Raw genomic sequence first — 11,927 nt, 5'->3', positions numbered from 1 at the left:
CACCCACGGCACTTCCTGAGAGCGCACTCCGACGGCTTCCGCGAGCCCCTCCGGCTACTTCCCGCGGCGTACTTCAGGTGTCTTCGGCAGTACGACGACGGGCCGGGCCATGCTCGCGAGTCTTGTGCCATGGAGACCACGACGAGCACTCGAGGCACGACCCGGAACGACAGCGCGACGGCACGCCCCCCTGCCGTGATCGCGACCCTGTCCGCACTGCTGCTTCTGGCCGCGTCCATAGCGGGCCAGATCGCCGCCGGCGCGGACTATCCCACCGTGCCGCCCGGCCTCGTCATCGCGCTCGTGGCGGCGACCCTGCTTGCGTGGCGCACGAACGGCTGGACGACCGGGCTCGCCCTCGGCGTCGGTCTGTTCATCGGCGTGGGCGCGATCCTGACGCCGGACACCGGCGACCATCTCTCCTCGGGGGACACCGCGCTCATCGCCTCGACGGTCGCCGAACTCGTCGCCCTGGCCGCCCTGGTGATCGCCGGGGCCGCGGCGGTCCTGGCCCGGAAGGGAGCGCGGTCCTGATGGACCCGGTCCGGACGGACGTGCTCGCGGTGACGACCGGGCCACCGGTACCGCGGCCCGCCGGGGCCCGCCGCGTGGAACGTCTCTGCCACGCCACCGGCCTCCTCCTGGTCCTCTCCGGGCTCGCCCACCTGGTGGTGTTCGCCGTGGACGGCGGCCCCTGGGACGGGCCGGTCTCCTGGCGCAAGCCGGTGACGTTCGGGCTGTCCTTCGGGGTGACCCTGATCGCGGTCACCTGGGTCACGTCGTATCTGAGCGTCGGCCCCCGGCTGCGGACCCTGCTGCTCGCGGTGTTCGCGGCGGACTGCGCGGTGGAGGTGGGCGGCATCACCCTCCAGGCGTGGCGCGGGGTGCCCTCGCACCTCGACATGGAGACACCCTTCGACACGGTGGTGTCCATGACGCTCGCGGTGGGCGGCGGCGTTCTGGTGGTGCTCCTGACGGTGTTCGCGGTCGCGTCCTTCAGGCAGCGGCCCTCGGGCCCGGCGGGGATGGACCTCGCGGTGCGGTCGGGGTTCGCCGTCCTGCTGGTCGCGCTCGCCTCCGGCGCCGCGATGATCGCGCGCGGTGTCGTCCTCACCCGCACCGGTCACCAGGAGGCGGCCTACCACTCGACCGCCGCGCTCAAGCCGCTGCACGGAGTGAGCCTGCACGCGGTCCTGGTCCTTCCCGCACTGGCCTGGCTGCTGTCGCACACCACCTGGAGCGAGCCGCTACGGCGACGGATCCTGTACGCGGCGATCGGCTGCTACGTCACGGCCGTCGTCGGCACCGCGGTGTGGGCCGCCCTCACCTACTGAACCCGGAACCCTTCATCCACGGAACCGGCGCCCGGCTGCACCCATGCACCCTCAGGACGAGCCGTCGCCGTCGGCGGATTCCTGCGGCCCCGGCCGCCGCCGCTCCCACAGCGCACGCGCGCGCGTGAGGGGCGAGGGCGCCTCACCCCTCCTCCGGTGCCCGTGGACACGGGGGTCGTCCGTGACGTCGTACCGCTTCACGTACGCCCCCAGGAACGCCTGGAGCGTGGCGACGGCAGGGATAGCGATCAGGGCACCGACCGCGCCGAGCAGGGCGGTGCCCGCGATGACCGAGCCGAAGGCGACCGCGGGGTGGATGTCGACGGTCTTCGAGGTCAGCTTGGGCTGGAGCACGTAGTTCTCGAACTGCTGGTAGATCACCACGAAGATGAGCACCCACAGCGCGTACCAGGGATCGACCGTGAAGGCGATCAGCATGGGCAGGGCGCCCGCGAGATAGGTGCCGATGGTGGGGATGAACTGCGAGACCAGACCGACCCACACGGCGAGCACGGGCGCGTACGGCACGTCCAGGGCCTGCAGCAGGACGAAGTGCGCGAATCCGGAGACGAGCGCCATCAGACCGCGTGAGTAGAGGTAGCCGCCGGTCTTGTCGACGGCGATCTCCCACGCGCGCAGCACCTCGGCCTGCCGGGCGGGCGGCAGCACGGAGCAGATCGCGCGGCGCAGCCGTGGGCCGTCCGCGGCGAAGTAGAACGAGAACAGTGCGATCGTCAGCAGCTGGAAGAGCCCTCCGAGCACCTGGGCGGAGACGTCCAGCACACCGCTGGCGCTGTTCTGCACGTAGTTGCGCAGCCAGTCGGAGCGCAGCAGCCCCTCCTGGACGTCCACCCGCTTCAGCTCGGTGTGGAAGTGGCCGTTGATCCAGGCGATGACGGAGTCGAGGTAGTCGGGGAAGTCCTCGACGATCTTGATGATCTGGCCCGCGAGCATCGAACCGAGGAGCGTGACGAAGCCGGCGACCGCGATCAGCACCGCGAAGAAGACGAGGAAGGTGGCGAGCCCTCTGCGCATGCCGCGGGCGGCCATCTTGCTCACCGCGGGTTCTATGGCCAGGGCCAGGAAGAACGCGATGAGGATGTTGATCAGCAGGCCGATCAGCTGGTGGAAGGCCCAACTGCCGAGCTGGAAGACGGCGAAGAGCGTCAGCGCGAGCACCATGGCGCGTGGAAGCCAGCGCGGCATGCGGGCGTTCGGCCCCGCGTCGACGGCCGGGGGCCGGGTGGGCGGCGTCGTGCCGAACGGAGATGCCTGCTGGGCTGCCTGCCCGGACTCGTCAGTGGGTGCCACGCTGCAAGTCTCGCCCACATGACTGACAATCGGATCCCGTCCTGCGATCTTCGTGACCGGTCAGTGGCTCTTTCGTGAGATGTTCACGCCCGGTCTGCACTTCTCCGCGGAACGTCCACGCCGTATCAGTGCCGCTCCCCCGGAACGTTCATCACGGTGCAGACCACGCGCCACACGTCCTTGGCGTCCCAGCCCGCGTCCAGCGCCTCGTGCACCGTGCGTCCGCCGAGCTCCGCCATCACATGATCGCGCGCGAAGGTGTCGGCGTACCCCGGACCGAAGTGTTCCGCCATCCGCTGCCAGAAAACCGTCAACCGCATGACGTCAGTATCCCGCCCCTGAGGGTGGGCCTCGGCCGGGACCGCTTGCCGAGACCGCTTTCCGCCCTACGGTCTGACGCATGCCCGAAACAGGAGTTTCCCCACTCCCCCAGACGCCACCGGCGCACTCCCCGCTCTTCCGTGCCGAGCACTTCGTCTGGCTCACCGCGCGGGTGCTGGAACAGCGTCTGTTCGCGTATCACTTCCTGAACGGCGGCCCCGACCCGGTGGAGGCGGCCCTGGACGCCTACCGCAACGCGGACGGCGGCTACGGCCACGCGCTGGAGCCCGATCTGCGCGGCCCGGTCAGCCAGCCCGTGCACACCGGTCATGCCCTGCGGGTCCTGGACGCGGTCGGTCGCTGCGGCGGACAGCGCGTGGAGCGCGTGTGCCGCTATCTCACCTCCGTGTCCACCCCGGACGGCGCCCTCCCGGCGGTCACTCCCGCCCAGCGCGGTTATCCGACGGCCCCCTCCCTGCCGGTCCTGGACTCCCCTGCGAGCGACCTGCTGACCACCGGCCCCGTGGTCGGCCTGCTGCACCGCAACGAGGTGTGGCACGCGTGGCTGTTCCGGGCCACGGACTTCTGCTGGCAGGCGGTGGACTCCCTCCAGGTGTCCCACCCGTACGAGATCCAGGCCGCCCTGACCTTCCTCGACTCGGCCCCCGACCGCTCACGCGCCCAGGCGACCGCCGACCGCCTGGGCCGCCTGGTCCGCGAGCAACGCCTGGCCGCCCTGGACCCCTCGAACCTCGACGCGTTCCCCGTCTCCCCCGGCTACCCCCCGGGCGGCCACCACTTCCCGCACGACTACGCGAAAACCCCGGACTCCCTCGCACGCACCTGGTTCACGGACGACGAGATCTCCCGCTCACTCGACTTCCTCGCAGCCGAGCAGCAACAGGACGGCGGCTGGCCACTCCACCGACCCCACTGGGCCCCCACCACCCCCTTCGAAGCCCGCCCCATGGCCACCATCCAGTCCCTCCAGACCCTGCGCGCATACGGCCGAGAGGTGGGCTGAACAACCACCCCGCGACTCCCTGAAACGGGACGGTGGACGCTCGTAAAGCCGCCGACGGCGCGCAGGGGACGGGGTGGGGGGTGTCCGCCCGCAGCGGCCGGCGTCCGTTACCGAGCACTGCTCAAGTGACCGAGCCGCCGGACCGAGGACGGACACCCCCCACCCCGGCCCCGACCCACAACGCACCCGCACGCGCTACAACAGCCCCCACCGAACCGAAACAGGCCGCCGCAGGCATCAGGGGCGCGAGGAACTGCGCGCCCAGCCCCCACCGACCCGCAGGCACACCCCCCCCCTCACCACGAACCCCGCCCCACCCCGAACCCCGCCCCGCCCCGCCCCGCCCCGCCCCCGGAGGGATTGTCAGTGCCCGGGTGCAGGATGGACCCATGGTCAGCCCAGCACACCGAGCCCTGAACGGCTTCTCCCCCGCCACCCGCGGCTGGTTCACGGGTGCGTTCGACGCACCCACCACCGCCCAGGCCGGAGCATGGCAGGCCATCGCGGAGGGCTCGGACGTACTCGTCGTCGCCCCCACCGGCTCGGGCAAGACCCTCGCCGCCTTCCTCGCCGCCCTGGACCAGCTGGCCTCCACACCCCCACCCGCGGACCCCAAGAAGCGCTGCCGGGTCCTGTACGTCTCCCCCCTCAAGGCCCTCGCCGTCGACGTGGAGCGCAACCTCCGCAGCCCCCTCACCGGCATCCGCCAGGAATCCGTCCGCCTCGGCCTGCCGGAGCCCGAGATCAAGGTCGGCATCCGCTCCGGGGACACCCCCGCGGCCGAGCGCCGAGCCCTCTCCACCCGCCCCCCGGACATCCTGATCACCACCCCGGAATCCCTGTTCCTGATGCTGACGTCGGCGACCCGGGACGCCCTCACGGGCATCGAGACAGTGATCCTCGACGAGGTCCATGCCGTGGCCGGCACCAAGCGCGGCGCCCACCTCGCCCTGTCCCTGGAGCGCCTGGACGAACTCCTGCCGAAGCCGGCCCGCCGCATCGGCCTCTCCGCCACGGTCCGCCCGGTGGACGAGATCGCCCGCTACCTCTCCCCCCAGCGCAAGGTGGAGATCGTCCAGCCGAAGTCCGGCAAGGAGTTCGACCTCTCGGTCGTGGTCCCGGTGGAGGACCTCGGCGAACTCGGCGGTTCCCCGGTCGCCGAGGGCAACGAAGGCGCGGAGCGCCCCTCCATCTGGCCGCACGTGGAGGAGCGCATCACCGACCTCGTCCAGTCCCACCGCTCCACGATCGTCTTCGCGAACTCCCGCCGCCTCGCGGAGCGCCTCTGCAACCGCCTCAACGAGATCGCCTACGAGCGAGCCACCGGTGAGCCCCTGGACGAACACCACGCCCCGGCCGAGCTCATGGGCGGCTCAGGCGCGGCCCAGGGCGCACCCCAGGTCATCGCCCGGGCCCACCACGGCTCGGTCTCCAAGGAACAGCGCGCCCTGGTCGAGGAGGACCTCAAGGCGGGTCGCCTCCCCGCCGTAGTGGCGACATCGAGCCTCGAACTCGGCATCGACATGGGCGCGGTGGATCTCGTCATCCAGGTCGAGTCGCCCCCGTCCGTGGCCTCCGGCCTGCAGCGCGTCGGCCGCGCGGGCCACCAGGTCGGCGCGGTCTCCACCGGCGTGGTCTTCCCGAAGTACCGCGGCGACCTGGTCCAGGCGGCGGTCGTCACGGAACGCATGCGGACCGGTTCCATCGAGTCCCTCAAGGTCCCCGCGAACCCCTTGGACGTCCTCGCCCAGCAGCTCGTCGCGATGACCGCGATGGACACCTGGCAGCTCGACGACCTCCTCGCCACGGTCCGAAGGGCGGCCCCTTTCGCCTCCCTGCCCGAGTCCGCCTTCACCGCGGTTCTGGACATGCTCGCCGGCCGCTACCCCTCCGACGCCTTCGCCGAACTGCGTCCGCGCGTGGTCTGGGACCGCATCGCCGGCACGATCACCGGCCGTCCGGGCGCCCAGCGCCTCGCCGTCACCTCCGGCGGCACCATTCCCGACCGCGGTCTCTTCGGTGTCTTCCTCGCCGGCTCCGACCCCAAGAAGGGCGGCGGAAGGGTCGGCGAGCTCGACGAGGAGATGGTCTACGAGTCACGTGTCGGGGACGTGTTCACGCTCGGCACCAGCTCCTGGCGCATCGAGGACATCACCCGTGACCGCGTCCTGGTGTCCCCCGCCCCCGGCGTCCCCGGCAGGCTCCCCTTCTGGAAGGGCGACCAGCTGGGCCGTCCCCTGGAGCTGGGCCGCGCGGTGGGCGCGTTCCTCCGCGAGGTCGGCTCCCTGTCCAAGGAGGACGCCCGGCTGCGTCTCCTCGCCGCGGGCCTGGACGCGTGGGCGGCGGACAACGTCCTGTCCTACCTGGACGAACAGCGCGAGGCCTGCGGCCATGTCCCGGACGACCGGACGATCGTCGTGGAGCGCTTCCGGGACGAACTCGGCGACTGGCGGGTCGTCGTCCACTCCCCCTTCGGCGCCCAGGTCCACGCCCCCTGGGCGCTCGCCCTCGGCGCCAAGCTCTCCGAGCGCTACGGCATGGACGCACAGGTCATGCACGCCGACGACGGCATCGTCCTGCGGCTGCCCGACGCCGACATGATGAGCCTGGACCTCCTCGACCGGGAGCCGACCAGGACGGGCACGGAGTACGACGCCGAACAGGCCCCGGTGGGCGCGGCGGACGTCGTCTTCGACAAGGGCGAGGTCGACCAGGTCGTCACCGACCAGGTCGGCGGCTCGGCCCTGTTCGCCTCCCGCTTCCGCGAATGCGCCGCCCGCGCGCTCCTGCTGCCGCGCCGCAACCCCGGCAAGCGCACCCCCCTGTGGCAGCAGCGCCAGCGCGCTTCCCAGCTGCTGCAGGTGGCGAGCGAGTTCGGTTCGTTCCCGATCGTCCTGGAGGCGGTCCGTGAGTGCCTCCAGGACGTCTTCGACGTCCCCGGCCTCGTCGAGCTGATGGGCGACCTGGAGTCGCGCCGGGTCCGCCTGGTCGAGGTCACCACCCCCGAGCCCTCCCCCTTCGCCCGGTCCCTGCTCTTCGGCTACGTCGCCCAGTTCCTGTACGAGGGCGACTCTCCCCTCGCCGAGCGCCGGGCGGCGGCCCTGTCACTGGACTCCCGGCTGCTGGCCGAGCTGCTGGGGCAGGCGGAGCTGCGCGAGCTGCTCGACGCCGAGGTCCTGACCGAGCTGGAGCGCGAGCTCCAGTGGCTCACCGAGGACCGCCGCGTCAAGGACGCGGAAGGGGTCGCCGACATCCTCCGTGTGCTCGGCCCGCTCACGGACGCCGAGCTGGCCGACCGGGGCGCCGAGCCCCAGTGGGCGCGCGACCTCGCCGGAGCCCGTCGCGCGATCAGGGTCCGGGTCGCGGGCGCCGACCACTGGGCGGCGATCGAGGACGCGGGCCGCCTGCGCGACGCGCTCGGCACAGCGCTGCCGGTCGGTGTCCCGGAGGCCTTCACCGAACCGGTCAAGGACCCCCTCGGCGATCTCCTCGCCCGCTATGCCCGCACCCACGGCCCCTTCACCTCGGCGACGGTCGCCGCCCGCTTCGGGCTGGGCACGGCGGTCACCGAGGGCGCGCTGCAGCGCCTGGCGGCGAGCGGGCGGGTCGTCCAGGGAGAGTTCCACCCGGCGGGCATCGGCCAGGAGTGGTGCGACGCGACCGTGCTCCGCCGCCTGCGCCGCCGCTCCCTGGCCGCCCTGCGCCACGAACTCGAACCGGTGCCGCCACCGGCCCTCGCCCAGTTCCTCCCGCAGTGGCAGCACATCGGAAAGGGGCACTCCCTGCGCGGCATCGACGGACTCGTGCGTGCCGTGGAGCAGTTGCAGGGCGCCTCGGTGCCCGCCTCCGCCCTGGAGAAGCTCGTCCTGCCGTCACGCGTCACGAACTACACCCCGGCCATGCTCGACGAACTCACCGCGGCCGGAGAGATCGTGTGGGCGGGTGCGGGCGCGCTCCCCGGCAAGGACGGCTGGGTCTCCCTGTACCTGGCGGACGCGGCACCGCTCCTCCTGCCGCCGCCCCACCCCCTGGAGCTGACGGCCCTCCATCAGTCCGTCCTGGACGCCCTCACCGGCGGCTACGGCCTGTTCTTCCGCCAGATCGCCGACCAGGTCCGCGCCACCACCCACCCGGACGCCACCGACCCCCAACTGGCCGACGCCGTATGGGACCTGGCCTGGTCGGGCCGGCTCAGCAACGACACGCTCACCCCCATGCGCTCCCTGCTGGGCTCCGGCCGCACCGCCGGTTCCACCGCCCACCGCGCCAAACGAACGATCCCCCGCGGCCGCTACGGCTCCCTCACGGCGGCCGCCCGCACCGCCTCCCGCACCGGCCCGCCGACCGTCGCCGGCCGCTGGTCCCTGCTCCCGCAGCGCGAGGCCGACCCGACCGTGCGGGCCCACGCCCTGGCCCGGACCCTCCTCGACCGCCACGGAGTGGTCACCCGGGGAGCCGTCTCGGCGGAGGGCGTGGAGGGCGGCTTCTCGGCGACGTACCGCATCCTCTCCGCCTTCGAGGACAGCGGACAGGCCCGGCGCGGCTACGTCGTGGAGGGCCTCGGCGCCGCCCAGTTCGCGATGGACGGCGCGGTCGACCGCCTCCGCGCGGTGTCCAACGCCCGAGACCGCGGCGAGCCCGTGCCCGAGAGCGCGGCTCCCGACAGCTGGGAGCCCACCTGGGCTTCCGACGCGCCCCACAACCCCGCACCGGCCGATCCCGCAGCCGAGGACTGGGACTGGACCCGGGCCTTCGACAACCCCCACGCCCCCGGCCCGGAAACCGGACCGGACCTCACCTCCGGATCCCCGTCCCCCAGGTCTTCCGCCTCCCCCGCCTCCCGGGACGAGTACGTCTCACCGCGCGACTATCCGCCCCAGCCCACCCCCCAGCACTGGCAGGGCGCCCCCGCGTACGGTTCCGGCTTCGGCAACCGCAGGTCCAACACCTCCGACGCCTCCCGAGCCGTCGTCCTGGCCGCGGCCGACCCGGCCAACGCCTACGGCGCCGCCCTGCCCTGGCCCGACCCTCCGACCGAGGCGGGCCACAAGCCGGGCCGCAAGGCGGGCTCCCTCGTGGTCCTCGTGGACGGCGAGCTCACGCTCTACATGGAGCGGGGCGGCAAGACCCTCCTGGCCTGGCCCTCCGCCCCCGACACCGCCCCGGCCGACGATCCCCGTCTGCGCATCGGCTCCGAGGCCCTCGCCGCGGCCGCCAAGGCCGGCTCCCTGGGCACCGTCACGGTGGAACGGATCAACGGCGCCTCAGCCCTGACCTCCCCCCTGGGCACCCTCCTGGAGACAGCGGGCTTCATCGCCACCCCCCGGGGCCTGCGCCTGCGCGCATGACCACCGCACTCACGCCCGGCTCCCTCCCCCCGTGCCACCCTTGACGCATGCCCGAAGGAGACACGGTCTGGCAGTCCGCGAAACGCCTGCACAGCGCCCTCGCGGACAAAGTGCTGACCCGCAGCGACCTACGGGTGCCGAAGTTCGCCACAGCCGACCTCACCGGACGCAGGGTCCTCGACGTCACTCCTCGGGGCAAGCACCTGCTCACCCGTATCGAGGGCGGCCTGACCCTCCACTCGCACCTCCGCATGGACGGCTCCTGGAAGGTGTACGCGCACGACCAGCGCTGGACGGGCGGCCCCGCGCACCAGATCCGCGCGATCCTGGCCAACACGGACCGCGCGGCCGTGGGCTACCGCCTCCCCGTCCTCGAACTGATCCGCACCGCGGACGAGCACAAGGCCGTCGGTCACCTGGGCCCCGATCTCCTGGGCCCGGACTGGAACCCCGAGCGCGCCCTCGGCAACCTCCTCAAGGACCCCGCCCGCCCCCTCGGCGAGGCCCTCCTCGACCAGCGCAATCTCGCCGGCATCGGCAATGTCTACAAGAGCGAACTGTGCTTCCTGCTCGGCGCCACCCCCTGGCTCCCCGTCGGCGCCCTCCCCGCCGACCTCGCGGCACAGCTCCCCGCGCTCGCCAAGAAGCTCCTGGAGGCCAACCGTGAGCGCCCGGTCCGCACCACGACCGGCCGCCGCGGCCAGGACCTGTTCGTCTACGGCCGCGCCCGCCGCCCCTGCCTCCGCTGCCGCACCTCGATCCGCATCGCCGACCAGGGCGACGGCTCCCGGGAGCGCCCCACGTACTGGTGTCCCCGCTGCCAGACGGGCCCGGCCCCGAGCCCGCACCGCAGGACACCCGGCGGAGCACACCCCGGAACCTCACGCCGTACGACTGATTGACGGTCCGTCAGAAACGCTCGTACCGTCGCTCCATGGCCGTCAGCGCGTACGACCTCACCGGACGCACCGCGTTCATCACCGGCGCCGCGAGCGGCATCGGCCGCGCGTCCGCCGTCCTGCTCGCCGAGGCGGGCGCCACCGTGCACTGCGCGGACCGCGACGAGAAGGGCCTGCACGAGACGGCCGGCCTCATCAAGGACGCCGGCGGCACCGCGCACACCCACCCCCTGGACGTCACCGACCGCGAGCAGCTCCGCCGGGCCATCACCTCCTGCGAGCGCCTGGACGTGCTGGCCGCGGTCGCCGGGATCATGCACAGCAGCCCGGTCCTGGAGACGCGGGACGAGGACCTCGACCGCGTCCTGGACGTCAACTTCAAAGGTGTGCTCCGCGCCTGCCAGGAGGCGGCCCGCCTGATGGTCGACCGGAGGACGCGGGGCAGCATCGTCACGATGGCCTCCGGAGCCGTGGACACGGGCGGTCCCGGCCTGCTCTGCTACGGCGCGGCCAAGGCAGCCGTGGTCCAGCTGACGAAGACCCTGGCCACCGAAGTCGGCCGGTACGGCATCCGGGTCAACGCCGTCGCGCCCGGCTGGATCCGCACCCCGATGACCGACCGGCACGACGAGGACGCCCAGGCCCACACCGAGGCGCTCATGTCCCGCATGTCACCGCTCAAGCGGGTCGGCGAACCGGAGGACATCGCCCACGCCGTCCTCTACCTGGCCTCCGACGCCTCGTCCTTCACGACGGGCCAGATCCTCCGCCCGAACGGCGGGGTCGCGATGCCGTGGTAGCAGCCCCCGCCGCACCGGCCCGCCCGGCCCCGGTAGGACTCCCCGCCCGCCACGCCTGGCGCCACCGCCCGGCGGCCACGGCCCCCGCGGCCCGCGCCTTCGGCACACAGTGCACCGGCAGCAGGCTCAGCCCCCATCCACCCGCCGCGACCGCCCCCTCGAGCGCCCCGGCGTCCGGCGCCAGCACCAGTCGCGCCACGGCCCACCACCACAGCGCCCCGAGCCCGAAGGCCACGCCCCGGCGTACTGTCGGCCCCGCCATGCAGCCACCTCCAGCCCGGACGCTAGACGGCCGCCCCAGCCACGGGGAGGGCGCACCGAGGGCACACGGACGCACCGAGCGGCCGTCGCTCCAAGATGCACGAAAACCCCGACCGGCGCCTCTCCAGATCAACTGGAGAAGCCCGTCCGGGGCCTCGCAGACTTCCCGTTCGGTGCGCCATCAGCTCATGGCGCACCAGGCGTGAGCATCAGGCCGCGACGACGTCCACCGCTTCGCTGGGCGCCTTGATGGTCACCCGTTCCGGTGGCACACCCTTCACCGAGACGGAACCCAGCATCGGGCGCACGGGCGCCGGTACGGGCTCGCTGGGGGTGGCCGCAGCGGACTGGGCCAGCTCGGCGAGGGCGAGCTCGTCGCTCACTTCCCGCATGAGTTCGGACATCCGTACGTCCAGCGCGTCGCAGATCGCGGAGAGCAGCTCGGAGGAAGCCTCCTTCTGCCCCCGCTCCACCTCGGAGAGATAGCCGAGTGAGACTCGGGCGGACGAGGAGACTTCGCGCAGAGTACGGCCCTGGCGTTGGCGCTGCCGACGCAGCACGTCACCCAGCAGGCGACGGAGCAGAATCATCGGTGGCTCCCTCCTCGGACCGCGTAGCCGCATCCTTCA

General features: G+C 72.7%; 10 protein-coding genes. 6 read left to right on the top strand and 4 right to left on the bottom strand.

Annotation, left to right across the window (positions count from 1 at the left end; translation table 11 throughout):
- The first annotated feature begins 129 nt into the window (after positions 1-129).
- Together IOD14_RS09715 and IOD14_RS09710 are read left to right on the top strand one after the other, a co-directional pair.
- Complete coding sequence (locus IOD14_RS09715; RefSeq protein WP_212670056.1) at positions 130-534, top strand: hypothetical protein; 405 nt, start codon at positions 130-132, stop codon at positions 532-534.
- Entirely contained in the window at positions 534-1,334 is an 801-nt protein-coding gene (locus IOD14_RS09710; protein ID WP_249125886.1) for a hypothetical protein, read from the top strand. The genes IOD14_RS09715 and IOD14_RS09710 overlap by 1 nt, the downstream gene beginning before the upstream one ends.
- A 51-nt stretch (positions 1,335-1,385) precedes the next feature.
- Here IOD14_RS09710 and IOD14_RS09705 read toward each other — a convergent pair whose 3' ends face one another.
- Together IOD14_RS09705 and IOD14_RS09700 are read right to left on the bottom strand one after the other, a co-directional pair.
- On the bottom strand, positions 1,386-2,645 hold the full coding sequence (locus IOD14_RS09705) for an AI-2E family transporter (protein ID WP_123991987.1): 1,260 nt from the start codon (positions 2,643-2,645) through the stop codon (positions 1,386-1,388).
- A 125-nt stretch (positions 2,646-2,770) separates the two neighbouring features.
- Entirely contained in the window at positions 2,771-2,965 is a 195-nt protein-coding gene (locus IOD14_RS09700) for a DUF3046 domain-containing protein (RefSeq protein WP_123991986.1), read from the bottom strand.
- Between the two features lie 80 nt (positions 2,966-3,045).
- Between IOD14_RS09700 and IOD14_RS09695 the strand changes: the two genes are divergently transcribed.
- The 4 genes from IOD14_RS09695 (at position 3,046) to IOD14_RS09680 (ending at position 11,037) form a co-directional block, all read left to right on the top strand.
- Positions 3,046-3,990, top strand: coding sequence for a hypothetical protein (locus IOD14_RS09695; protein WP_123991985.1), 945 nt, complete (start codon positions 3,046-3,048; stop codon positions 3,988-3,990).
- Between the two features lie 389 nt (positions 3,991-4,379).
- Entirely contained in the window at positions 4,380-9,338 is a 4,959-nt protein-coding gene (locus IOD14_RS09690) for an ATP-dependent helicase (RefSeq protein ID WP_212670055.1), read from the top strand.
- 47 nt (positions 9,339-9,385) lie between these two features.
- On the top strand, positions 9,386-10,240 hold the full coding sequence (locus IOD14_RS09685; protein WP_212670054.1) for an Fpg/Nei family DNA glycosylase: 855 nt from the start codon (positions 9,386-9,388) through the stop codon (positions 10,238-10,240).
- Between the two features lie 32 nt (positions 10,241-10,272).
- A complete protein-coding gene (locus tag IOD14_RS09680) occupies positions 10,273-11,037 on the top strand; it encodes an SDR family NAD(P)-dependent oxidoreductase (RefSeq protein ID WP_212670053.1) in 765 nt (254 codons plus the stop codon).
- Here IOD14_RS09680 and IOD14_RS44220 read toward each other — a convergent pair.
- Together IOD14_RS44220 and IOD14_RS09675 are read right to left on the bottom strand one after the other, a co-directional pair.
- Positions 10,985-11,299, bottom strand: coding sequence for a hypothetical protein (locus IOD14_RS44220; RefSeq protein WP_249125885.1), 315 nt, complete (start codon positions 11,297-11,299; stop codon positions 10,985-10,987). The genes IOD14_RS09680 and IOD14_RS44220 overlap by 53 nt on opposite strands.
- 208 nt (positions 11,300-11,507) lie before the next feature.
- Positions 11,508-11,888 carry a helix-turn-helix transcriptional regulator gene (locus IOD14_RS09675; RefSeq protein ID WP_007385114.1) on the bottom strand — a complete coding sequence of 127 codons (381 nt, stop codon included), beginning with the start codon at positions 11,886-11,888 and terminating at the stop codon, positions 11,508-11,510.
- Positions 11,889-11,927 lie beyond the last annotated feature (39 nt).

This window comes from Streptomyces sp. A2-16 (assembly GCF_018128905.1).
Taxonomy (GTDB): Bacteria; Actinomycetota; Actinomycetes; order Streptomycetales; family Streptomycetaceae; genus Streptomyces.
The sequence above is the reverse complement of the archived record's forward strand: the minus strand, read 5'-3'. Positions and strand labels throughout refer to the sequence as shown.